Source organism: Paenibacillus sp. MY03, assembly GCF_002165585.1.
Taxonomy (GTDB): domain Bacteria; phylum Bacillota; class Bacilli; order Paenibacillales; family Paenibacillaceae; genus Pristimantibacillus; species Pristimantibacillus agaridevorans.
In genome coordinates this window covers 1-23899 of the sequence record NZ_MXQD01000074.1, presented here as the reverse complement: position 1 = coordinate 23899, position 23899 = coordinate 1, and the positions used below count along the sequence as shown (strand labels likewise).

Genomic DNA, 23899 nt, shown 5'->3' with positions numbered 1-23899 from the left:
CATCAGCATACGAAAGGCGTGAATAGATGATGGAGAACTTGAAAGCGATAGCAGGCAAAGTATGGGGGCACATGAAAAAGGATCATTCCGGCAACTGGGGGATGGATATCGACAAGTGGGACTGGGTACCCGGCGTCGGCGTCATCGCGCTTCTCGAATATGGGGAAAAGACGGATGAGGCGGAGGTCCGTTCGTATTTGCTGGAATGGGTGAATCGCAACAGGGATCAGGCTGCGCCGGAGCCCGTCATTAACGCGGTGGCTCCTTACGCGATTTTTCCGGTTCTGTATAAGCGGACAGGGGAGGAATGGCTGAAGGAAGAGGCGGCGCGCGTGGCAAAATGGATCGTGGAGAAGGCGCCGCGTACGCGTGAACAGGCATTCGAGCATACCGTGACGGAAAACGCGAATTTTCCCGAGCAGGTATGGGCGGACACTGTTTTTATGGCGGTCTTGTTCCTAGCGCGCACGGCGACGCTTATTGGCGACAAGGCCCATGCGGAAGAGGCACAGCGGCAGGTATTGCTGCATCTGCGTCTGTTGGAGGACGCGGAGACGGGCGTGTTGTTCCATGGCTGGAATTGCGCGGCAGGAGATCATATGTCCGCGGCACGGTGGACGCGGGCTAACGCCTGGATCGCGGTCGGCGTACCTATGATTGTCAAGGAGATCGAGCAGCTTGTGCCGATCGAGGCAGAGCTGCGCGAGCGTTACCGGCGGCTGATGGATGGATTGGTCGGCTTCCAGCAGTCGGACGGCCTGTGGAGCACCGTTCTCGATCGGCCGGATTATTACAGGGAAATATCGGGCAGCGCGGGGATCGCTTGCGGTCTATGGCTTGCCGCAGAGTCGGGCTTGCTGCCGGACGAAGAGAAGTATGCGGCAGCCGCGAGGAAGGCGCTTCAGGCGATATTGCCTCATATCGACGATCGGGGCGAAGTAGGCGGCGTCTCCAGCGGGACGCCGGTCATGGAATCGATCGAGGCGTATAACGCCATTCCGATTCATCCGACGTTGTACGGACAAGGGTTGACGCTCATGCTGCTGTCGGAGGCCATCCGGAGAGGAGAAGCCGGAGATGAATAGAGAGAGGCTTCAAGAGCTTATTGTTCAAAAGGCTCAAACCTTCGACGAAACCGTTCAGTTGCTTCGCACCCCGCTCACCGCCACTTACCATACGGCGCTGAAACGCGAGACGAGGCCGGAGGTGTACGGTCTGCTTGTCTCCGAAGAATATGCCTATTATTTGCTGGAGGCAGGCGAGCCGGAGGACGTCACGCGGGCGAATCGCATCCTGAAAGCCGTCTTGCCTCTGCAGGACCGCAATCCGGAATCGGAGACGTATGGCATCTGGCCGTACTTCTACGAGGAGCCGCTGGCGGAGATGGATCGGCCGGACTGGAATATGGCGGATTTTCACGGCAAACGGCTCATCGTCACGCTAGTCAGACATGAGGAGAAGCTGTCGCCCGAATTGGCGACATCGGTGCGCGAGGCGATCGGGCATGCGTGCAGAGCGATCATCCGACGTAATGTCGGCCCGCATTACACGAACATTGCAATCATGGGCGCTTTCGTTACGCTGGTCGGCGGCGAACTGCTCGAGAACGCCGAGTTCCGCGACTATGGCCTTTCCCGCATCAAGAGGTTCTATGATTTCACGTTCGGCATCGGTACCTTCTCGGAATACAACAGCCCTTGTTATACGCCGATTGCGATCAAGGAATTGCACAGCATAACCGCCTATTCCGCGAACGCTGAAGCCGTTGGGTATGCCGACGAGCTGATAAATCTGGCGTGGAGGATGGCCGGAGAACATTATCATGCGGGCATCGGGCAGTGGAGCGGACCGCACAGCCGTACTTATAGCACGTGGCTGCGCCCGGACGAGCGGGCTTTTCTGGAGGAGGCGCTGCTGGACGAAATCTTCGAATTCGGCGAAAATATCCGCTGTCCCAAGGAGCATCGTCCGCTGTTCCAGTCTCTTGCGACGCGCAGTCTGACAGAGCCGACGCTGCTGGAGGAACAGGCGGGTTACCAGGTCTACGCGACGTTGTACCGCAATGACAAGCTGTCGCTTGGCACCTTCAGCAAGGGCGTCATGTGGAACCAGCGGCGCAATCTGGTTGCTTACTTGCTTGAGGGAGAGCGCACGTCCTACGTGCAGCTGCAGTTCCTGAAGGACGGGGCGGACTTCTGCTCGGCGATGTTCGCGGGAGCGCAGACGGGACCGCATGCGTTGTTCGGCTTTAATTTGCTGACCGACAACGGCGCTTGGCACTCCGATCTGGACATCATTAACGGTCGGTTCCGGAGCAGCGATCTGCGCATTCGCTTTAAAGTCGGCGGAGCGCGGGAGGGGCTCGAGCCGCTGGTCGACGAAGATGGCCGCCGGGTACAGCTCCGTTTCGGCGAGTATACGCTGGCCGTCCGGCTTCTGCAGGAACGTTGCGATTATGGCGGACTTCAGTTGTCGCTGGGGACCGGAGCGGACTCCGCTCATCCGGAAGCCGACGGTGTGCCGGAAGCGGATAATAGGGCGTTGTATCTGGATTACGTTCTGTATGCCGGAGAAGAGCGGGATTTTGATTTTCATGAGGTTAAGGAAGCGGCGTGGATGTTCCAGCTTGGTTTGCTCGGAGAGGGCGAAGAACTGCCGGTAGCTTCAGTCGACCGAATAGCCGATTCCGTAGGAGCATCGTTGGAAGCGGGCGGCGAGACCATCTCCGTCGCGCTGCCGGTTGCGCCGGGCGGGACGAAGGAGCGGTATTTGAGCAATCGGGTATTATTGCCGCAACAGAGAATAAAGATGCAATAGTGACCGAATATAAGGGGAGACGGCTATGCGCGAATCGATGCGCTTGGCCGTCCCCTTTTGTTTTCTCGACGAGACAGGCGATGTGTACAACGGCGCCGGGCTCAGAAGTTGGTTAACTTGCCCTTTCAACATCCCACTCGAGAGGGCTTATTACTCGCTTGAGTGATGCCGTTTCGCATGCTCCCTTACGAACGCGACGATCGGCGCCGGATCCTCCAGGCTGTGCGGATGATGGCCGACGCCTTCCTTTACGATATCGACGATGGTTCCGCCCAGACCGCGGTATCGCGGAACGAGCAAGGCGCCATTCTCGGCGTAAGGCACAAGATCGTCGGCATCACCGGCCACGAGCAGGATGGGAATGCCTGCCGCCGCAACCGCTTCGATCTTGTTCAGCGGAGAGACCTCGGCATAGACGCTTTCTTCCTCCGACAGCCCATATGCGTCCAGACATTCCCGCCACTCGCGTTCTGCGCCCGGCCCGACGCCTTTGCCGCCAGGCCAGCTTCGAATGTCGAGCACGGGAGCGTCCAGATACAGCAGCTCTACCTGATCCGGGTAAGTCGCCGCGTAGTTAAAGGCATACAACCCGCCGCGACTGAAGCCGAACAGAATCGTTTTCTCCGACAAGCCGAACACACGAGTAACGAAGGTCTGGAACCTGCGCATCCCCTCCACGGCCTCCGGGCAGCCGTACATGTCGTTCTGCCTGTAGTAAGCGCGGGCATATCCTTGTTCCAGCAACGCCATGTCCGCATAGTCGAAATCGCCGAAAAACTCGGCCCTCCACACCCAAGGCCTGCCTTTCGCAAACGTATGGGGCAACACGACAAGACCTTCCTTGCCATCCAATTCAAATTCGATCCTGTCGTAGCCGTTCCATTCGGTTAATCGCATGTTAGAATCCCCTTTTTCAATTGTAGGATAATTTTGTGGCGGCGCCATAAGGAAAATATGTGCCGAAGCCAAGTATCGTAACGAACGCCAATCATTTCTTATTCATCTTGTACAGCCTCTTTTCCTGCCTATTTAATGGGATCAATTACGGAATGAAACCCGCTGCGCTGCCAAAAGATGGCGTGGCCGTTTCACCTTGGACGGTGGATGATGGCCTCTTATTCGGAAAGCCAACTGGAGCCCGGCGGAATAGGGAGAGTGGAGACGGAACGGTCGCTTGTGCGCCCACGGATTAAATGCCGTTGAATATGTAACAGACACCAGCGACGCTATTTGTCCGATTTTTAACCTCAACCAAATCTAACAGACAGGAAACACGCTATTGGTTCGTAATGGAGCCAACTTGCGCGATGATGATACCAATAAGGTCGCGTGTGTCTGTTAGATTTTCGAAAACCTAAAAAATCGAAGAATAACGTCGCACCTGTCCGTTACGCGGCAGCCTCGCAATTTGCGACTTCCAATCAGCTGCGTACTTGAGACTTTGCGCCGGAGACGCATGCCGGGTTCTGTGATTTACCTAACAGTCTATCGCGAGCTTAAAGATTATAATGGGGCTAATTTCTCGATATAGATAAATACGTGAAAATAATCACGAAGTTAGTGGAGGAGAATGCCCATGCTTTCCGTTTCTTTTATCGGTATTTTGCTGAGGTTTATTCTTGGCGGCACCGCCGTTGCAGTCGCCTCGTTGATCGCCAAGCGGGTCGGAGGCGTATTCGGAGGGATTTTTGCGGCATTTCCGGTCGTTTTTTTGGCTGCGCTGCTGACCATTCGATGGGATCATTCCGGCTACGATCTGATTCGGCAATCGATTGTTTTGTCGCAAGGAGCATTGATTGGGATGGCAATCAATATCGTCTGCGCGCTTGCAGCAGGTGTTTTGGTCGCAAGGCAGGGATGGAAGAGGGGACTGACCCTGTCGGTGCTCGGCTGGTTCATGGTTTCGTTATCGATTTCATATATGATGTTTATGGTATAGGAGGGTGACACGAGATGAGTATAAAGGATTTTTTGCTCCGATTTCTGATCGGCGGAATGGCCGTAGCGCTTAGTTATATCGCGTCCGCTCTGCTGCCATGGGAAACGCTCGGAGGAATATTCGCCGCGTTTCCCGCGGTTATGGTCGTTGCGGTGCTTATGGTCGGAATCAGCCAGGGTTCCGGGAAGGCATCGGAAATTGCGAAAGGTTCTGTATTCGGCATGACGGGTTGTGCCATATGCGTGGTCACCGTGCTGTATGCCTTGCAGCTTACGGGCTCTTGGTGGTTAAGCCTGCTATTGGGTCTGGTGAGTTGGTTTATTGGCGCACTCACGATTTTTGAGCTTCGCAAACGGGTGCAAATCAAATTCGGCAAAAGAAGTAAAGGATAAATGGGTTTATGGCGCCTGCATAATCCGAAAGTCATTCGACCAGCCGGTAATCCTTGTTTGTTAATTTGAACCGCCCTGCGAGACCGGAGGTTACGATGATATCCTTGTTCTCCGTAATAAAGATGGCTTCGGCATCTTCGAGAGATTCGATAAATGTTTTGCCCTCCTCGGCCCCCATCGCGAAGGCCGTCGTTGACAGGGCATCCGCATCGATGGACAAATTCGTCACAAGCGTTACGCTGAGCAGGCCATTTTGAACGGGGAAGCCGGTGCTTGTATCCAGAATATGATGATAAAGCCGACCGTCTTTTTTGAAAAATCGTTCATAGACGCCGGAAGTTACAACGGTCTGGTTGCTGACTTTGATCGAGCCTACCTGTTGACCGCGCTGCTCGTCAGGCTCTTGTATGCCGATATTCCACTGGCTCCCGTTCGGTTTGTTGCCCAGGGCCATAATATTGCCGCCGAGATCAATAATCGCGCTGTTAAAGCCCTCGCTCTTTAAATAATCGGCAATGACATCAGCGGCGTATCCCTTTGCGATGCCGCCCAAATCCAACGCCATTCCGGCTCTGTTCAAGCGAACAGTCCGATTGGCCTCATCTATAACGACATCTTTAAAATCTATAAGCTCAAGCTTCTCGTTAAGCAACTTTTGCTCGGGGACAGAGGCCCCTTCGTTGCCGATCCTCCATAAATCGACAAGCGGGCCGATTGCCGGATTAAATTTGCCTTCTGACAAATGCGCATAGACCATCGCCGCTTGAATGACCTCCATCGTCTCTTCCGAGACCTTTACAGCCGATTTTCCCCCTTCTGCATTCACTTCCGCAAGCTCGCTGTCTTCTCGTTGACGATTCATCTCCCGATCAATACGTTCTAGTATTTCGTTGACTTCCTCAAAGTGTTGGTTCGTCATCCGATCATCATACACGCGCAGAGTAACGACCGTGTCAAAAATATAATAAGTATGGGATTGCGGTTCCGATCTCTTCGCATTCGACTTGTCGCCCGAGTCGCTGCCGCAGCCCGCTGCGAACAGCAGCATAATAAGAGCGGGCAGAACGGCTATCGCAACTTTTCGCTGTATCGTTTTCATATGCGGCCTCTTCTCATTCGTTATTTGTTCTAACCGTATCAGATCGTCCGTGACGAGAAAGTGAGAAATATCATAGTTCCCGCATAAGGAAAAAATCATAATGAAAGTATGAACAAAGGAACGGAGCGATGGATTATGAAAAAAGGAGATATTTGGATTGGAGTGGTGCTGCTCGGCGTATTGGCGTGGTTCATCGTACCGTTCCTTGCGAAAGAAGAAACTTCCGGCGCGTCGGCTTCGGCTGTCATTACGGTAAATGGAGAGCATTACCGCACGGTTGAATTAACGGAGTCTGCCCATGAGATTGAAATCGACACAAGCCGCGGCTACAACCTGCTTCGGATATCCCATAACGGAATTGAAATGATCGAAGCGGATTGTCCCGACCAGTTATGTCTGGGTTTTGGGCATGTCCATCGTAAAGGAGGCACCATTGTTTGTTTGCCGAACCGAATATTCGTTGAAATAATCGGTGCGGACGGAAACGGAGATGATGTCGATGCGGTTGTATTCTGAACGGGATGAGCTTCGCAGAACGGTGGTCGTATCCATATTCGCTTCCGTTGCGGTTGTACTCGGTATTGTGGAATCGCTCATTCCTTTTGCCGTTGCGGTGCCGGGAGCGAAGCTCGGCCTTGGAAATATTATGGTGTTAACCTGCCTGTACGTATTTACGGTCAAAGACGCGCTGTCGCTTATTCTGTTAAAGACGCTTCTCACTTCGTTTATATTGGGCAGCTTCTCGACCTTTCTGTTCAGTGTGCTCGGGGCGCTTGGAAGCTTTCTGATCATGTACCTGATGCTGAGACTCGGGCGCAACAGCTTTAGCCTGCTCGGGGTTAGCGTCATGGGTGGCATCGCTCATAATCTGGGGCAGCTTACGGCGGCGGCCATCGTACTGAATACAACCAAAATTTATTATTATTTGCCTTTCCTACTGGTGTCGGGCATCATTACCGGCCTATTTGTCGGATTGGTATCGGGGAAGCTGATCGCCTCCATGAATCGAGTCGAGTGGTTCCGCATGCCACAGGCGCAAAGTAAAGGGGGAGGACGATGAGAGACATTAAGCGTGTGGAACCGTTAGCCGTCCTTCTGTCCGGTGTAACGATCGGTCTTCCGTCCTCGGGTGCGCCCGTATTATCCGACATCTCGCTCGAAATTCCGGCAGGGCAGTGGCTTGGCATTACCGGGATGAACGGCTCCGGCAAGTCGACTCTTTTGAGGCTGATAAGCGGTCTCTTGCTTGCCGATAGAGGCTCCGTCACGATCAATGGTTTAACGCTTGCGGAGGATACTGTCTGGGAGATCAGGAAGGGGATCGGATTCGTATTTGCGAGCCCCGATAATCAATTTGTGGGGCAGACGGTAGCGGAGGATATCGCGTTTGGGATGGCCAATCGATGTTTGGAGCCGGAAGCGATTCGCAGCCGCATCCATCAATACGCGGAGCTGCTGAGCATAACAGACCTTCTTGGGCGTCATCCATCCTCTCTGTCGGGCGGTCAGAAGCAGCGCGTCGCCATTGCCTCCGTGCTTGCGATGGAGCCGCGCATTATCCTGTTCGACGAGGCTACGTCGATGCTGGACGAGAGCTCGAGGCGCGAAGTGCTGGGCATTATGAAACAGCTGCACGCGGTAAACCGATATACGTTGATCTCGGTCACTCACGACACGGACGAACTGCTGGAAGCGGAGCGTATCATAATGCTCGCGGACGGCAGCGTGATCGGCGACGGGATCCCGGAGGAACTTCTGATCCGCGACGAATGGCGTAGCAAATGCAGGCTGCAAACGCCCTATATGCTGCAGTTGTGCAGAGAGCTGCAGCGCCAGGGGATCGGGGTCGGCGAGCGCTTTACCGAGGAGGAGGTGCAGAAGGAACTATGGGCATTCATTTCGAAAACGTCACTTACAAATACGAGGATGGCAAGTTGTTCTCGCGGTTAGGACTAAGCGATCTCACTGTTACATTGAAGGAAAAGTCGTTTACGGCCATTGTCGGCGCTTCCGGCTCGGGCAAATCAACCATGCTGCAGCATTTAAACGGACTATTGCAGCCAGCGGAGGGATCGCTTGCGATTCTGGATTTTCATCTGGGGCCAAATACCGGGAAGAACGGACGTTCCGAGCGCAAAATGCGGGCCAGGACATTAGCCGGATTGCGCAAGAGGGTGGGGCTTGTCTTTCAATTCCCGGAACAGCAGCTATTTGAGGCTACGGTACAAGAGGATCTTCAATTTGGGCCGCTCAACTTCGGTTACTCGAAGCAGGAGGCTGCCGAGCTGGCGCGAAAGGCTGCCGCGTTGCTTGGCCTGGACGACTCGTTATTGCAGCGAAGTCCTTTTGAGCTAAGCGGGGGACAGATGCGAAAGGCGGCAATCGCTGCCGTGCTGGCGGCTGATCCGGATATCATTGTGCTGGATGAGCCAACCTCCGGGCTGGACCAGGAAAGTCGGAAGGAACTGCTGGAGCTGCTTCATAACCTCTCCCGGTTGAAGGGTAAAACGATAATAATCGTGACGCACCGTCTGGAAGAGGTGTTGCCGTACGCCGATCAATACGTTGTCATTCATCAAGGCAAGGCAGTTGTTCAAGGAGATTCGGGCTTATTGTTGAGACAGCCGGAGCTGCTCGCAGAAGCGGGCATTGTGTTGCCCCCATCCATTCGGCTACTGTCGGCTTTATCCGAGCAATTTCATGCGCCGCTCCCGGAGGAATACCTCAATCCGGAGAAGGCGGCTGCCTGGATCAAGGGACTGCTGCTAAACAAGTCAGCCATGACTGGGGGGGATTTATATGCGTACAAGAATGGTGTTCGGGCGATACATCGATAGAGATTCATGGATACATCGGCTGGATCCCCGATCCAAGATGACCGCCATGCTGCTATTTATGTGCGCCATATTTTTGACGGACTCTTATGCGGCTGTCCTCGTTATGTTGACCTATTCGCTCTTTATGATGAAGAGTACGAATATTCCTCTATCGTATTTTGTCCGGGCGGTAAAGCCCCTCCTCTTTATTATTGTATTTATTGTTGTTTTCCATCTGGCCTTCGAGCAGGGAGGTGCGCGGTTTATTGATGTAGGCCCATTTGCCATTTACGCAGGGGGGGTGCAAAAAGGATTGATATCCGCAGCAAGGATGGTAATTTTTGTAGCATTGGCCGCAATGATCTCGTTCACCACGGAGCCTGATCGGTTGACGCAGGGACTTGGCAGCATGATGAAGCCATTGCGAGCGATCGGGTTTCATCCGGAGAAGGCGGCGCTTATGGTCGGCATTGCTCTTCGATTTATTCCGACGATATTCGAAGAAGCGGAGCGTATCTGGAAGGCTCAGCTATCCAGAGGGCTAGACTTGACGGGCAAGCCGCTCAAGCAACGGGCGAGGCTGATTCTCTCCTTGATGGTGCCTGTCATGGCGAGTGCTCTCCGAAGGGCGATCGATCTGGCCGACTCCATGGAAGCGCGCGGCTACCGGTTAGGCGCCCCGAGATCGGCTATTCATACCTTGAGCTGGAAGGCTCGAGACACCTTGTTCCTGCTGTTGTTCCTTGTACCTCTGGCATCCGTGGTGGTTATATCAATTAATTAAAGTGAGAGTTCAAAAAGTTCGGTTCTCAGTACCGAGAAGATTGGATGAAGCTAGGACCTGAGGAGCGGAGCGTAGTGGAGCTACGTGAGCACCGGAGGGTTCGGCTGAATTCAATATTCGACGTCGAGAAACCTTCAAGAATACTTCGTAATGAGAAGCGGACTTTTTGAACAACCTTTTAAATGGGGGAGAGGCATATGTCTGCTGAACTCAAAAGATTATGGAGCGGCTTCTGGCAGCTGGCCGACCCGAAAATCTGGATTGCATCGACCGTGCCGATGCTTGTGGGCGGCGCCCTGGCTTACGCTCATACCGGAACGGTTCACTTATGGTGGTTCGGCCTTGCGCTGATCGGGATTTACCTGATCGAAATCGGCAAAAACGCCGTGAATGAATTTGTGGATTTTTTAACAGGAGTAGACCAGTATGTTACGCCCGACAACCGCAATCCGTTTAGCGGCGGCAAAAAGACGATTGTTGACGGCAAGCTGTCCATTATCGAAACGGCGATCATTGCTTTTCTGACACTGGCAGCGGCGTTTTGGATCGGAGTATCCATCGCTGTCTTTCGCGAACCGACCGTCTTCTGGATCGGTATGGCAGGCGGGATATTAGCCGTATTTTACAGTTTGCCGCCGTTTAAGCTAAACTACAACGGATTAGGCGAGATTGCCGTCGGCCTAACCTTTGGCCCACTAATCGTTGGCGGCATGTATGTCATGCTTACGGGCAGTCTGGACTGGCAGGTCATGCTCGCGGGTGTTCCTCTGGCATTTCTGATTACCAATGTGCTGTGGATTAATCAGTACCCGGATTACGAGGCGGATATGAAGGGGGAGAAACGCAATTGGCTCGTACGGATCGGCAAAGAAGCCGGCATTAAACTGTATGCGATCTTGTATGCGAGCGCTTATGCAAGTCTGATTGTCCTTGTGATCGTACAACGCAATCCGTATTGGCTGCTTGGCTTCGCTTCGCTCCCGCTTGCCATTGGCTCCGTCAGGACGGCAGCGGCAAATCTGAACAACTTATCGAAGTTTATAAAAGCCAACGCAGCAACGGTTATGATTTATCAAATTGTCGGAGTAACGATGATCGTTGCGGCGTTAATGGTCTAATAAACGAGAGATCACTTTCTTTAACAAAAAAAGGTTCGCCTTACCAACAAAAGAAGCTTCAGAACTGTAGACTTTTTCAGTTGAAATGGTTATAATATTAGTACAGCACAGAGATGTGACTGTTGCGCTTCAGAAACAGAAATGTTCTTTAGCAAAATACGTGAAAGCTGGCACTTCGCGTACCGCGCCGGGCGGCACAAACCCACAAGGGTGTGTAAAACTAATAAAGGTCAATATGACTACACTAATGCCGGAAGAGTGGCATTACTGTCTAGGTGCTATCCCGCAGGGAGAAGGTCTCTGCCGCTGCCATCATATTACCATGATTCGACCTTGAGCGTATCAAGGTCGTTTCTCATTATTTAGGGGGAAATAGGGGAAATCTTCGTGGCTCTTAGCGTAACGGACTTGCTAACAATAAAGCAAATTCCAGATCAGAAAGACCTTTCATTGAAAACGATAGCTTTTTTCTATGAAGAGCACTTGATGAACCGACAATTTAAATTTCATATCAGGCACAGGGCTCAAGAAATCAGAGTGCGTTTTGAAGAAGGTTCCTTATGTCATTTACTTGGCGTGCATCATATCGTGTCAGGTCAGGAGGGAAGATCTGTCCGGGGCCACGCGAATATAATAAATGACGTCATCACATTTGAATCGATGAAGAAACTTAATGCAGGTAAATTTGAAGAATTTAAGCAAAGAATGTTGGCATTTCCGCTTGTGTTACAAATAATCAAGCAACCTACATTTTTCGAATATGATCCGCGGACTAACATTGCAAAGATGAACTGGGAAGCATCAAGTCGTTTTGGTAAGGTGTATGTCCAATTACAATTGCGAAAAGCAAATCCGAATAATCCGAATTTTTACGCGCCGGTTTCCGTGAGAATAAGTGATCAGCCTCCAAGGAAGACCCGGATCGATGTTAAACAAGTGGAAGAGCTTCCGATTGATGAGGATTGGATTTAAGCAATCATATATATACATATATTAAGCCGCTTATTCGCAAGCGGCTTTTTTGTATAAAATTCGGGATTTGCTGTACCCTACATTTATGCGGGGGTTGCATGTACATTGAGCCGATGCTGCTCGCTTCGAAGGAAGAGGCATTATTTCGAGCCGAAGGCCAATGGTATCTGATTAGAGGTAATCAAATTCAAAAGCAAACAGCAGCTCTTTACGAGGCACGGCATAGAGCTGACCAACCGACTACCGAAGCTGACCGGTCTGCGGTTAAATAAAGATATTAAGGGAAAGACCCTTGCCACTCACGATTGGAGCGTGTTTCTACTGAGGCCTGTGTTTATCCCTCATGCGATCATAAAAGCGTAATTCGTTAGGGAGTGAAATAATGGGTCAGAAGAAACAAGTCCTGGCTGGCGGGATAGTCGCGCAGGCATACAGCCAGTTCGCGGGCTTGAAGCGTAAAGGTATCGGCGATCGAAGAAGCGCGATCGACCGCTCCGCTTTCTTTAATGAGCCGGATAACCTCATCCATGTCGCTCTCCGATGATTGTTGCGATAAGAGGAGCAGCTTCCTGGCAAGCTCCGGATCCTCCATTGCATACAGCACCGGGAGAGTGATAATGCCATTTCGCAAATCCGCCCCTGTCGGCTTGCCTATGGCCAGGTTAGATTCGGCAAAATCGAGCACATCGTCGCGGATTTGAAAAGCCATGCCTAAAGCTTCGCCAAAGGCAAACAGCTTATCGCCTATATAAGGATTGGCGTACGCGGCTTCGGCGCCCGCGCGCAAGCAGTGGGCCATCAACAGCGCGGTCTTGCGTCTGGTCTTGTCCATATATGCTTCGATAGACAGCTTGAAGTTAAATCGGTCGCGGAGCTGTCCGTACTCTCCTAGACAAAGCTCGGTTACAATGGAAGCAAGAGCGGGGATACGGGTCGCAGCCACCTCGGATTGGTCCTCGTCGCTTGCATCTGCCGAAGCCCATTCGATTGCGCGCGCCATCATATAATTAGCGGTAAAGACGGCGGAGCGGACGTCTGTTGCGGCATGGAGCGTCGGTACGCCGCGCCGCAACTCCGATTGATCGATGATATCGTCATGGATAAGCGACGCGGTGTGCACATATTCAAGCAATGCGGCAGCTCGCAGAACGGAATTTTTGTAATGGGGGCCGGGCTTTCCAAAGCGGCTTCCAACGATAACCATCATGGGCCGCAATCGTTTGCCGCCGGCGGCTATGAGCCTCAGCACGTGTTTGCGTATGGCGGAATCATGGGATAACGAAGGATCGCTTTCGACGATCGTCCGCAGCGTATGATCGATTTCCCCCAAATCAATATGAAGCGCCTCATCCAGTTTCATAGTATTGTCCCCTTTAAGCGCAGTGCTTCTCCAAATAGGTGTGGAGTTCCTCCCTAAGCTCGGTCAGCATCGGCTGCAACGGTTTATCCTCGTGAAGCGAAATTTGCATTTTTTTATAAAACGGGGCTAAATGATAAAGCAATTTCGTCTCCTTGCGTTGTATGCCTAAACGATAATAAAGACCGAATAAGTAATCGCCTTCCAATATGCTGCGAGTGAGCGCGGCGTTATCATGCAGGGCAAGCTCCCGATGTTTTCGGACGGCAAGCCGCAACAGGACATAACAGCCCAGAAGAGTCATCTTGCGGGAAGCCGTTATATTGTACATATGAAGAAGCTTGATCATATCCTTCATCCATTCGTCGGCATCTTCCGCATCGAGAGTAATTGCCGTATCGGATTCGATATGATGCCGAAGCATGCTGATCGTGTCGTACAGAAGCTTCATATCTGTTGCCATAGTACCCTCTCCCGTTTCAAGTAGTCTCAGATAAAGAGAGAGTAATATGTCTCCAGACACATTACTCTCCGAGATGCCTTAGTCTGTATAGATATACCAGCGTCTCACGATCGGGAGTTTCTTCCACAGCGACTTCAAGCGCGGAAGCACATAATAATCCAGACCGAGCGTGCTGCCCGAGCCGCCGATCAAAGCAATGCCTGCGGCCAGATACCATAACATTTCCGTCGGAGCCGTACCCGAAACCCAAACCATAATACCCATTGCCACCGATACGACCGCGGCCGGTGCGCTAAACAATCCGGCAATTAGAAGCAGCCCGACAATGATTTCCGCGCCTACCATCGAGGCTTGGAATACATAAGCAAGCCAGGTAAACCCGCCGTCCGCATTATAAAACATGAGATCCATCGACCAATCCACCATCGATTTCATAAAATCGGGAACCGGAAGGGCGGTAACCGCCGCTTGCGCGGAGCCCGCGGCTTCATCCGCTACGACGCTTGCGCCCGATGTTCCGTCCGCCCACTTGGAAGGCAACAGGAAGATGTGATTCGGATCGTCCATCATTTTAAGCATCTTGTCCCCGCCTTGCAGGAACCACATAACGCCTGTGAAAACGCGAAGCGGGAAGAGCCAGAAATTCGGCGAGCGTTTGGCGAAATGTCCGCCAACAAAGCTTCGATTATTCCGTACATGGATAAATTCATGAAGGACGTAATGATACACTTTGTTGAAGCCGCACACCTGAAACAGATAAACCATGTTGATCAAGTGTTTGACAGCCATGGCGGGAAGACCGCTCAAGCGGAACATTTTGCCCGGCAGGCCGACATTGGCGACGCCGTAACGGCTGCCGATACAAACCATCGTGCCGTGGAAAGTCGGCTTGTATGCCTTCATCGGTTTATGTTTAATGTCGGCAACGATGTTATGCGCGATAATCGGGGCGGCCAGCTCCGCATTTTCCACCATTTGCGGAACGGGCGCCGCGGCGCCTTCAGGGATATAAAAAATGTTGTCGCCGACGACGTAAACATTGTTATGCGTCGGTACTTGCAGCTTTTCATTCGTTAAAATCCGTTTGCGGCCCTTTTGCTCGACATCGAGATTGCCGGCGAGATCGGAGCCTTCGACGCCGGCGGTCCAAATGACGGTGCGGGATTTTAGCTCCTGCTCGCCTACACGAACGCCGTGTTCGGTCACTTCCGTAATTTTGGAGCCTGTGATTATATTGACGCCCATTTTGCGAAGCCGCTTCTCGGCTTTGCGAATGAGCTGCTCGGGAAGGATCGGAAGTATTTTATCGACCATATCGACGACGTGCAAAGTCACGTCCGCCGGATCGATGTAAAACTCTTTGCACAGCTCAACCGTAAATTCGGCCAGCTCGCCGATCATTTCAACGCCGGTGAAACCTCCGCCGACGACTACAAAAGTGAGCATTTCCTTGCGCGCTTCCGGATTCCGTTCTTTGGCCGCCTTGCGGAACATTTGCTGAGTATGCTCCTTCAAACGAATCGCATCTTCATAGGACCAGAGCGTAAGGGCATGCCGATCGGCGCCGGCGATTCCGAAGAAGGTAGGTTTGCTGCCTGTGCCGATGACGAGGTAATCGTAGGCGTAAGCCCGTTCCCCTTGCAACGTTTGGTTATCGAAGTTAATGCCGTTAATTTCATCGAGAACGACTTTGACATTGCGGAAACCCGAAAAAATTTTTTTCAGGTCTATCTTAATCGAATCTTCTTCCACGCGGTTTGCCGCAACCTCATGAAGCTCCGTCAACAGGGTGTGGTAAGGTTTTCTGTCGATAAGCGTAATCTGAACGTCCTTATGCTTGCGTAGTTGATTGGCAAGCTTTTTGGCAGTTAATACACCGCCGTAGCCGCCGCCGAGTACGATAATCTGTTTCATGTCGATCTCCCCTTGTGGGTTAGTCAAGCGACCGGATGTCACTTGTTTGGACATATATCCTTCGTTGAGTTTAATACTAGCGAAAGCTGTTCGATCTGTACGTGATTAAAATCACAAACTTTTAAACGATTCCGCGGACCTCTTGCAAAGAGGAGATACCTTCCTGTTTCATGAGCGTTTGCAGCTCATCCGCCAAAGAAGCGCCAGCCATAATGTTCATGAAATTATAAGTGCCAATTTGAACGGCGGCGGCGCCAGCCATAATAAATTCCAAGATGTCGGAGGCCGAGCTGATGCCGCCCATCCCTACGACCGGGATCGTAACGGCCTTCGTTACCTGATGCACCATTCGCAGCGCGATCGGCTTGATGGCCGGACCGGACAAGCCGGCATAGCCATGCCTGAATACGCTTTTCCTTGCATGGATATCGATCGCCATCGCTTGAAACGTGTTGACTAATGAAACGCCGTCAGCGCCTTCCGTCTCGCACATTTCCGCTATCCGCACCAAATCCTGCGCGTTCGGGGAAAGCTTGACCAGCAGCGGCAAACTCGTCGTCCGGCGTACGACGCGAACGACCTCACGGGCTTGTCCTGCCGTCAATCCGAATAACATCCCGCCTTCTTTCACATTCGGGCATGAGATGTTTAGCTCCAGCAAGTCCGCGCTTCTTTTCCCATCCGATTTTCGCTGTTTGCAGGCTTCTTCAATCATGGCTGCGCCTTCCTCATATTCCTGGATGGAGCTGCCGCCCAAATTGATGATGATGTTCGTATCCAGCCTTGTCATTTCATCCAATTCGGAGGACAGGAAACGAGGGATTCCCGGATTTTCCAATCCGACGCTGTTCATAAGCCCGGAAGGCGTTTCGTATAGCCGTGTTCCCTTGTTGCCGCTTCTGGGTTTTGCAGTCAGCCCTTTCGTGACAACTCCGCCAAGCTTATCGAGCGGATACAGCTTCGCGACAGGCGTGGCGAAACCAAAAGTTCCGGATGCCATTAAAATAGGATTGCGGAGCTTTACTCCGGCTAATTCAGAGCTCAAGCAGCTCATCGAAGTCCACCTCCTCGGCTGGAAAGACGGGTCCGACCGTGCAAGCCTTGTGATTGCCGGTTCCTACATTAATCGTACAGCCATTGCAGAGACCGATGCCGCAGGCCATCCTTTTTTCAATGGACACGTAGAGCTGGGCAGCTGTTTCTGTGGTCCGGCGCCTGAGCTCCGCCATCATCGGGAGAGGGCCGCATGCAAAGATCGTGTCAAAGCTGTTCAAGTCGATCGCATCGAGAATCGTTCCGCCGCTTTGGAAGGCAACATCCCCATGAAGCGCTTGATAAGAAGCAACGGCAAACGGCTCGCCGGAAAAACCAAGAAAAACTTTTGAAAAGGGAAACCTCTTGGCGCTAAATAATAATGGAGCAATTCCCATGCCGCCGCCTACAAGGGCAACGCTCCCGTCAGGCTTCGGAAAACCGTTTCCGTAAGGGCCATATAGGGTCACCTGGTCGCCAGAAGTTAATCGGGATAAAAGACGGGTGCCTTCGCCCTTTACGCGAATTAAAAAGGTAATTGCTGTTGAAGTAAGATCATGGATACTGATCGGTCTGGACAGAAGAGGGGATTTATCCCAGGAGCGGAGCATGTAAAATTGACCGGGTTCACCATGAAAGCTGCCTTCGATTGCAAGCCGGAATACAGAAGCCGTCAGACGTTCGTTGGATAACACAGTTGCCATAAGCGTCAGCACGCCCTTTACTTGTAAGTATCAAAAACGATTCCATAAAAATATCATAGTTGTCCCTATAAACCTGTGATATTGGTCATATTTGAACGCACAAATTGCTGCTACACTTTGAGCAGAGACAGTGAATTCAGTGAGGGAGGGGAACAAATGAAAACATTGGTTATCATTGCGCACCCGCAGCTTCATCATGGATCGGGCGTGAACAAACGGCTTGCCGAGGCGCTGCAAGACGTCGGCCATGCGACCGTACATGAGCTGTATTCGGCTTATCCGAACGGTGTTATTGATGTGGCGCATGAACAAAAGTTAGTGATGCAGCATGAACGCATTATTTTGCAATTTCCGTTTTGGTGGTACAGCTCGCCGCCATTATTAAAGCAATGGCTCGATGAGGTGCTGACCTTCGGCTGGGCGTACGGGCCAGGGGGAGACAAGCTCCACGGCAAGGAACTGGGGCTGGCGATTACAACGGGAAGTGACGAAGAAGCTTACACGCCAGAAGGTTACAATCGCTTCACGATGGAAGAACTGACACGACCTTATGCAGCGACCAGCCATCTGATTGGCATGACCTTTCTTCCAATATTCGTCGTTCACGGGGCTATGCAAATCGAGGACGCTCAGCTTGAAAATGCGGCTGAAAAATATGTTAAGTATGTAAGCTCGAACGCTGCCGAAGCGGTAATGAATTAAAGAAGATCGGCTAACGGAAAGCAAGTGTGTTGCGGAAGGCAGCAATCAAGAGTGCTGAGACTGCCAATGTATGTGAAAAATTTCACCAAAAAAAGACCACTTGAACGATCATGCCATGGAGGAACCCTTGTTGACATCATGAGTGGGGGTGAGGGGAACGGATGGGCTTTAAAAAGTCGGAGGAAATCGCGGAGGCGGCTATGTATGCAGGCTGTAAAAAAGCCGATATGCGAGTCTCCGAGCAAATACCGCTTGGCTTTGCCGCAGGCGCGTTTATAGCGATAGGTTATTTGCTCGCCATACGCGTGACCGCCGGTTTGCCCGCTGATCTGGAATGGCTGAGTCCATTGCTAAGCGGTGCGGTGTTTCCGATCGGATTAATCCTATGCCTTATTGCGGGGGGAGAGCTCTTAACCGGGAATATGATGAGTTTGTCGATGGCCTGTTTCAAAGGGCGGGCGTCGATCCGCAAGCTTGCTGGAAATTGGTTTATTATAACGGTCGGCAATTTTGCGGGCGCGATTTTTATTGCTTACGTATTTGGCCATCTGGGCGGAATGACGGAGCAAGCGCCGTATATGGACAAAATCATTGCGCTTACGCAATCCAAGCTTGATGAGTCGTTTATGCATGCGTTTATTTCCGGCATAGGATGCAACTGGCTTGTGTCGAGCGCGGTCTGGATGTCTTATGGCGCAAAGGACGGCGCCGGCAAAATATTGGCGATCTGGTTCCCGACGATGGCGTTTGTCGCGCTTGGCTTCCAGCATATTGTAGCGAACATGTTTTTAATTCCTGCCGCAATCTTTATTGGCGCAGCAACTTGGTCCGATTATTTCGCCAATTTCTTGCCTGTTTATTTGGGCAACTCGGTTGGAGGTGGTCTATTCGTCGCCGGAATTTATTATTTAGCTTACAGCAAAAGAAGTTCGTCCGTACATGATAAAAAATAAGGGAGAGAATCGAAATGAAAAAAATGATCAGTTTAGCTTTGATTGCGGTCTTGACGGCAGGGTTGTTGTCCGGATGCGGAAACAACAATGAACCTGCGCCGGCTGCCACGCCTTCTCCTTCGGCTTCAGCGGATACAACAGACGCGATCACAACGGCTTCCATCGTCAACGATCCCGAAGCGTTCCTGAAGGCGATCAGCAAGGACGGCACATGGATTATCGCGGCGCTTAACGATCTTACATTCGATCAAGAGCTTGTCTTGGAAGGCGAGTTTAAAAACAAAGACGTAGTTGACCGTAAAATCGCCTTGTACACGCAAGACGAAAATCGCAAAATTACGGCATCGTTTAAGCTGACGGCTCCTAAATTAACGATCAAGAGCCCGAACGCGCGGTTGCAAGGCGGAACCTTTGTCGGCGATGTATATGTAGAAACTAACAAATTCATCCTGAAGGATGCGACGGTAGAAGGCAACGTATATTTTGCAACGGAAGAAGCGCTGAATACGTTCGACTCATCCGGCAACGGCAAAGTGACGGGCGTAACGGAAGTGAAAAAATAAATAAACAGGACCAAGAAGAGAAGGCTGAACAGGGATGCCATCCTGTTTAGCCTTTTATTTGCCTGCGTGATTCATTTCACTGTTGCAACGCCCTGTTTATGGTGTAATGAAATTATTCATTACACTTACTAAGCAGAGGGAGTGATCCAAATGCTGTCTGGCGTTATTCTTGCAGGCGGTCATCATCGGAGGATGAAAGGAGAAAATCGGGCTTTCCTCTTGTTGGAAGGCAGGACGCTGCTGGAGAGGCAAATTAGTGAAATGCGCACTTGTTGCAATGAAATTACGATTGTGGCCAATGATCCGCAGCCGTTCCTTAGAGCGGTTGACCGGGACATACGAATTATTACGGATTATTATACGGACAAAGGCGTGTTAAGCGGCATGCATGCCGGCCTGGCGCTGGCGCAGAATCAAAATGTATGGGTAGTCGGATGTCACATGCCGTTTCCGTCGGCTGATGCGGCCATGCTGTTGCAGGCTTATAAAACGGATCATGTGGATGCGGTTATTCCTTGGGTAGACAAAGGCGCATTCCCGCTGCACGGCATTTATGATCGTTCCTGCGCAGGACGAATCGGCGAGCAGTTAAATGAGGGAGACTCGTATCTATCAAGATTTTTAAATAGACTCAATTGGATCGAACTGAGCGAAACGGCCTTTCTCGAAAAGGGTGTCGGTTGTCATTTTACGAAGACGATACATTCGCCGGAGGATTATTATAGCTTGACCAACTCCTTTCTCCAGCATGAGTTCGAGTTGCTCTACGGTGGAGAAGATACAAGAAATATCGGTCTATGACGGGAGGAAAATCAAATCATGGAACAGAGTAAAGCAGGGCATACGGAGACGGGATCGGCGGTTTCGACCGTGCTGTCCGTCTTGGTCGACCGGCTGAAAGAGGAACATATCGAGTTAAAAAAAAGCATTTCCGACTTGGCTGTTAGGGCCAAGGCTGTCAAATCCGAGCAAGATTTAGGCACAGCTAGTCACGAGTTGTTTCAGTTGAGGTTACACGCCATGTCCTTCCGCGAAAAGCTGGAGCAGCATTCCGCATGGGAAGAGGAAATTTTGTTTCCTTTCTTAAGCAGCTATTTCGATCAATCCATCAAGCCTAGTCTGCTGGGTTCCTTGTGGACGCTTAAGAAAGATCATGAGCTTGGAGATGACTACCTTCAATCTTTCTTGCGGACTGCAGATGAAATAAAGACCGTATCAGACAGAAAGCGGATGCATGCTGCCGCAGACGAGCTCATTCAAGCCTGTTGCATTTTGGGCAAGCATCTGGAGAGCGAGGAGCAAATTGTATTCCCGCTGACAGAGTCGGTATTGGTAGACATGGAACTCTTATTCTGCACATAAGGCAACCATTCCCGTATCGATGGAACTGCCGATTAACAGGATAAGAGGAGTGTCGCATGGATGATCAATGATATTTGCAAGATTCAGGAAGTGAACACGCGTCTGATGAAATTATACGAAGATATAACCTTTCAAGATGCTGCGGATAGCGATATGAAGCGCGAGAATGCCAATATAGACGGCAATACCTCCATGGGGATGATGTTGAAATACGGTTCGGAGGGCGCCAAACAATTTAACGAGCTGTTTCTTCTCAAGCCAGAACATGCCGACGCTCATAAAAACGGGGATATCCATATTCACGATCTGGACTTCCTTTCCCTAACGACAACCTGTTGCCAGATTGATATTCGGCAATTGTTTGATGGAGGCTTCGGCACCGGGCATGGCCGTGTCAGGGAACCCAAAGATATAAGGAGTTATGCGGCGCTTGCGTGTATCGCGATTCAATCGAATCAGAACGATCAGCATGGAGGACAGAGTATTCCGAACTTTGATTACGGAATGGCGGGGGGCGTTGGCAAAACGTATGTCCGTCATTACAGGGATAATCTGCTGAAAATGTTGAAATGGAAATTCGGCTTGGGAGATGACGGGGAAAAGGCGGTGCTGCATCTATTCGATGAATTGAACGGTGCAGGACTGCTGCCTCGCATAAGCCGGAATCCGTATGAGAAGGAGCGGGAGAAAGAGCTGCTTGGCCAAGTGCTGAGCGATCCGATCGATATAAATGAAGCACAGCGGATCGCGGAAGCCCATGCACTTGCGGAAACGGAAAAAAGCACTTATCAAGCTATGGAAGCGTTGATCCATAACCTCAATACGATGCATAGCCGGGCCGGGGCGCAAATTCCGTTCAGCTCCATTAATTACGGGACGGATACAAGCCCGGAGGGCAGGATGATTATACGGAGTATCCTTTTGGCTACGGAGAAGGGACTTGGCAACGGGGAAACGCCTATTTTTCCTATTCAAATTTTCCGTGTGAAGGAAGGAATCAATTATAATCCGGGCGACCCGAATTACGATTTGTTGCAGCTGGCCTTCCGCGTAAGCGCCAAACGATTATTCCCCAATTTTTCGTTCCAGGATGCTCCGTTTAACGCTCAATATTATACGGCGGGAAAACCGGAGACGGAAATTGCTTATATGGGATGCAGAACAAGGGTGATCGGGAATGTATACGACGATTCTCGTGAAATTACATTCGGAAGAGGGAATTTAAGCTTCACGACAATCAATTTGCCGAGGTTGGCTCTATTAAATAGAGGGAACATCACTTTGTTCCTCTATGAGCTTGATCGAATGATGGATATTGTCATTAAGCAGCTTCTGGATCGGTTTGAAATTCAGGCTCGCAAAAAGGTAAAAAATTTTCCGTTTTTGATGGGACAAGGGATATGGATCGATTCCGGGCTACTGAAGCCGGATGACGAAATTCGAGAGGTTATTAAGCATGGCAGCTTATCGGCAGGATTTATCGGACTGGCGGAATGCCTGAAGGCGCTCATCGGAAGCCATCATGGCGAATCCGAGGAGGCGAGGCAGTTGGGACTTCGAATAATCGGGAAAATGAGAGGGAAAATGGATGCGGCCGCCAAGGAGCATCAATTAAACTTTACGTTGCTGGCTACACCGGCGGAAGGGCTGTCCGGCCGTTTTGTGCAGATGGACAGAACGAGATTTGGCATCATACCGGATATTACGGATCGGGAATATTATACGAACAGCTTTCATCTTCCCGTCTATTACGCAACGACGGCCTATAAGAAAATAAGGATCGAAGCTCCCTATCACGCGTTGACGAACGCCGGGCATATCACATATGTCGAACTTGACGGCGATCCGTTAAACAACCTGCAAGTCTTTGAAAAAATGATCCGCGCCATGAAGGAGAACGGCATCGGCTACGGTTCTATCAATCATCCCGTTGACCGCGACTCCGTTTGCGGCTACACGGGCCTTATAAACGACAGTTGTCCATCCTGCGGCCGAACGGAAGAAGACGGGCCGGCTTTTGAGCGAATTCGAAGGATTACAGGGTATTTGGTCGGTACAATCGATCGTTTTAATGACGCGAAAAGGGCGGAGGAACGTGAACGAATCAAACATACCTGACAGTAAGGAGCCGGAATTGCGCATTGCCGGACTGGTACAGGAATCCATTGTGGATGGACCGGGTTTAAGGCTTGTTGTATTTGCCCAAGGCTGTCCTCATCGCTGCCGGGGCTGCCACAATCCGCAAACCCACTCGTATGAAGGCGGCATAACCGTCGGTATCGACGCGATTACGAATGCCATTATTCAAAATCCGCTGCTTGATGGAGTGACCTTAAGCGGAGGCGAACCTTTTCTTCAAGCAGAGGGGTTCGCAGAGCTGGCCGCCAGAGTGAAAGCCATGGGCTTGCACGTGATGACATACACCGGATATATCTATGAAACGATCGTAGCCGGTTTAAACAGACATGACGGATGGCGCGGTTTGCTGGACAATACCGACGTTCTGGTGGACGGGCCGTTTGTGCTCAAGCAACGCAGCTTCTCTTTGCGGTACCGGGGCTCAAGCAATCAGCGGTTGATCGACGTGCAACAATCCGGACGGACAGGCCAAGCAATCTGTATTTTATAAACGAAGAAGAGAACTAGGCGAATTAGAGGAGGTTGACGATGAAATATTATCACCTTGTTGATCGGGCTGCGCTGGAGGACCCTTCCCGCAAAACCATGTTTGTGCATAGCGCCAGACGGTTGAAGGATAAGCACTTCTATATGAGAAGAAAAAATGACACGATCTATGAGTTGAGTTTACGTATTTCTTCCGCTTCAACCGCCGACCATTTATCATAATCACCGAGAATACCCCTGCCTCTATGCCACTTTGCTCACGAAGTGAGAGCGAAGGCGGGGGATGA

26 protein-coding genes are annotated in these 23899 nt (G+C 51.3%); 19 read left to right on the top strand and 7 right to left on the bottom strand.

Annotated elements, in window-relative coordinates:
- Nucleotides 1-26 precede the first annotated feature (26 nt).
- Together B1748_RS34215 and B1748_RS34210 are read left to right on the top strand one after the other, a co-directional pair.
- Entirely contained in the window at nucleotides 27-1085 is a 1059-nt protein-coding gene (locus B1748_RS34215; protein ID WP_256976109.1) for a glycoside hydrolase family 88/105 protein, read from the top strand.
- A complete protein-coding gene (locus B1748_RS34210; RefSeq protein WP_087572456.1) occupies nucleotides 1078-2817 on the top strand; it encodes a hypothetical protein in 1740 nt (579 codons plus the stop codon). The genes B1748_RS34215 and B1748_RS34210 overlap by 8 nt, the downstream gene beginning before the upstream one ends.
- A gap of 150 nt (nucleotides 2818-2967) precedes the next feature.
- Here B1748_RS34210 and B1748_RS34205 read toward each other — a convergent pair whose 3' ends face one another.
- Entirely contained in the window at nucleotides 2968-3714 is a 747-nt protein-coding gene (locus B1748_RS34205; RefSeq protein WP_087572455.1) for an alpha/beta hydrolase family protein, read from the bottom strand.
- A gap of 679 nt (nucleotides 3715-4393) precedes the next feature.
- Between B1748_RS34205 and B1748_RS34200 the strand changes: the two genes are divergently transcribed.
- Both B1748_RS34200 and B1748_RS34195 read left to right on the top strand, forming a co-directional pair.
- The gene (locus B1748_RS34200; RefSeq protein WP_087572454.1) at nucleotides 4394-4756 is read left to right on the top strand and encodes a DUF3147 family protein; all 363 of its coding nucleotides are present in this window, start codon (nucleotides 4394-4396) and stop codon (nucleotides 4754-4756) included.
- Between the two features lie 14 nt (nucleotides 4757-4770).
- On the top strand, nucleotides 4771-5148 hold the full coding sequence (locus tag B1748_RS34195) for a DUF3147 family protein (RefSeq protein ID WP_087572453.1): 378 nt from the start codon (nucleotides 4771-4773) through the stop codon (nucleotides 5146-5148).
- 31 nt (nucleotides 5149-5179) lie between these two features.
- On the opposite strand, the gene B1748_RS34190 is transcribed toward B1748_RS34195, so the two are convergent.
- Nucleotides 5180-6247, bottom strand: coding sequence for an FAD:protein FMN transferase (locus B1748_RS34190; protein ID WP_087572452.1), 1068 nt, complete (start codon nucleotides 6245-6247; stop codon nucleotides 5180-5182).
- Between the two features lie 135 nt (nucleotides 6248-6382).
- Between B1748_RS34190 and B1748_RS34185 the strand changes: the two genes are divergently transcribed.
- The 7 genes from B1748_RS34185 (at nucleotide 6383) to B1748_RS34155 (ending at nucleotide 11937) form a co-directional block, all read left to right on the top strand.
- A complete protein-coding gene (locus B1748_RS34185) occupies nucleotides 6383-6763 on the top strand; it encodes a NusG domain II-containing protein (protein ID WP_087572467.1) in 381 nt (126 codons plus the stop codon).
- Nucleotides 6747-7307 carry a Gx transporter family protein gene (locus B1748_RS34180; protein WP_087572451.1) on the top strand — a complete coding sequence of 187 codons (561 nt, stop codon included), beginning with the start codon at nucleotides 6747-6749 and terminating at the stop codon, nucleotides 7305-7307. Before B1748_RS34185 ends, B1748_RS34180 begins: the two co-directional genes overlap by 17 nt.
- Nucleotides 7304-8197 (top strand): ATP-binding cassette domain-containing protein, encoded by an 894-nt coding sequence (locus B1748_RS34175; RefSeq protein WP_087572450.1) that lies wholly within the window; start codon nucleotides 7304-7306, stop codon nucleotides 8195-8197. The genes B1748_RS34180 and B1748_RS34175 overlap by 4 nt, the downstream gene beginning before the upstream one ends.
- Complete coding sequence (locus tag B1748_RS34170; RefSeq protein ID WP_087572449.1) at nucleotides 8134-9084, top strand: ATP-binding cassette domain-containing protein; 951 nt, start codon at nucleotides 8134-8136, stop codon at nucleotides 9082-9084. Before B1748_RS34175 ends, B1748_RS34170 begins: the two co-directional genes overlap by 64 nt.
- Complete coding sequence (locus B1748_RS34165) at nucleotides 9047-9847, top strand: energy-coupling factor transporter transmembrane component T family protein (protein WP_087572448.1); 801 nt, start codon at nucleotides 9047-9049, stop codon at nucleotides 9845-9847. The genes B1748_RS34170 and B1748_RS34165 overlap by 38 nt, the downstream gene beginning before the upstream one ends.
- A gap of 197 nt (nucleotides 9848-10044) precedes the next feature.
- Complete coding sequence (locus tag B1748_RS34160) at nucleotides 10045-10965, top strand: prenyltransferase (protein WP_087572447.1); 921 nt, start codon at nucleotides 10045-10047, stop codon at nucleotides 10963-10965.
- Nucleotides 10966-11352: 387 nt separating this feature from the next.
- Nucleotides 11353-11937 carry a PBECR4 domain-containing protein gene (locus B1748_RS34155; RefSeq protein WP_087572446.1) on the top strand — a complete coding sequence of 195 codons (585 nt, stop codon included), beginning with the start codon at nucleotides 11353-11355 and terminating at the stop codon, nucleotides 11935-11937.
- Between the two features lie 367 nt (nucleotides 11938-12304).
- On the opposite strand, the gene B1748_RS34150 is transcribed toward B1748_RS34155, so the two are convergent.
- From B1748_RS34150 to B1748_RS34130, 5 genes are all read right to left on the bottom strand, one after another.
- Entirely contained in the window at nucleotides 12305-13297 is a 993-nt protein-coding gene (locus tag B1748_RS34150) for a polyprenyl synthetase family protein (protein ID WP_087572445.1), read from the bottom strand.
- Between the two features lie 13 nt (nucleotides 13298-13310).
- Entirely contained in the window at nucleotides 13311-13757 is a 447-nt protein-coding gene (locus tag B1748_RS34145; protein ID WP_087572444.1) for a hypothetical protein, read from the bottom strand.
- Between the two features lie 78 nt (nucleotides 13758-13835).
- A complete protein-coding gene (locus tag B1748_RS34140) occupies nucleotides 13836-15671 on the bottom strand; it encodes an FAD-dependent oxidoreductase (protein ID WP_087572443.1) in 1836 nt (611 codons plus the stop codon).
- 121 nt (nucleotides 15672-15792) lie between these two features.
- Entirely contained in the window at nucleotides 15793-16725 is a 933-nt protein-coding gene (locus B1748_RS34135; protein WP_087572442.1) for a dihydroorotate dehydrogenase, read from the bottom strand.
- Entirely contained in the window at nucleotides 16706-17407 is a 702-nt protein-coding gene (locus B1748_RS34130; RefSeq protein WP_087572441.1) for a dihydroorotate dehydrogenase electron transfer subunit, read from the bottom strand. The genes B1748_RS34135 and B1748_RS34130 overlap by 20 nt, the downstream gene beginning before the upstream one ends.
- A gap of 156 nt (nucleotides 17408-17563) precedes the next feature.
- On the opposite strand from B1748_RS34130, the gene B1748_RS34125 reads away from it, so the two are divergent.
- The 8 genes from B1748_RS34125 to B1748_RS34090 all read left to right on the top strand — a co-directional run bounded on the left by B1748_RS34125 (nucleotide 17564) and on the right by B1748_RS34090 (nucleotide 23834).
- On the top strand, nucleotides 17564-18109 hold the full coding sequence (locus tag B1748_RS34125) for an NAD(P)H-dependent oxidoreductase (protein ID WP_087572440.1): 546 nt from the start codon (nucleotides 17564-17566) through the stop codon (nucleotides 18107-18109).
- Between the two features lie 161 nt (nucleotides 18110-18270).
- Nucleotides 18271-19062 (top strand): formate/nitrite transporter family protein, encoded by a 792-nt coding sequence (locus B1748_RS34120; protein WP_087572439.1) that lies wholly within the window; start codon nucleotides 18271-18273, stop codon nucleotides 19060-19062.
- 14 nt (nucleotides 19063-19076) lie between these two features.
- Nucleotides 19077-19625: an LptM family lipoprotein gene (locus B1748_RS34115; RefSeq protein WP_087572438.1), complete on the top strand. Its 549-nt coding sequence runs from the start codon at nucleotides 19077-19079 to the stop codon at nucleotides 19623-19625.
- Nucleotides 19626-19775: 150 nt separating this feature from the next.
- Complete coding sequence (gene mobA / locus B1748_RS34110; RefSeq protein WP_087572437.1) at nucleotides 19776-20426, top strand: molybdenum cofactor guanylyltransferase; 651 nt, start codon at nucleotides 19776-19778, stop codon at nucleotides 20424-20426.
- Nucleotides 20427-20444: 18 nt separating this feature from the next.
- Nucleotides 20445-20987 (top strand): hemerythrin domain-containing protein, encoded by a 543-nt coding sequence (locus B1748_RS34105; RefSeq protein WP_087572436.1) that lies wholly within the window; start codon nucleotides 20445-20447, stop codon nucleotides 20985-20987.
- A 60-nt stretch (nucleotides 20988-21047) separates the two neighbouring features.
- Nucleotides 21048-23105 (top strand): anaerobic ribonucleoside triphosphate reductase, encoded by a 2058-nt coding sequence (locus B1748_RS34100; RefSeq protein WP_087572435.1) that lies wholly within the window; start codon nucleotides 21048-21050, stop codon nucleotides 23103-23105.
- Nucleotides 23083-23616, top strand: a complete 534-nt coding sequence (gene nrdG / locus B1748_RS34095; RefSeq protein ID WP_256976108.1) for an anaerobic ribonucleoside-triphosphate reductase activating protein — start codon at nucleotides 23083-23085, stop codon at nucleotides 23614-23616. The genes B1748_RS34100 and nrdG overlap by 23 nt, the downstream gene beginning before the upstream one ends.
- Nucleotides 23617-23654: 38 nt before the next feature.
- Nucleotides 23655-23834 carry a hypothetical protein gene (locus B1748_RS34090; protein ID WP_087572433.1) on the top strand — a complete coding sequence of 60 codons (180 nt, stop codon included), beginning with the start codon at nucleotides 23655-23657 and terminating at the stop codon, nucleotides 23832-23834.
- Nucleotides 23835-23899 lie beyond the last annotated feature (65 nt).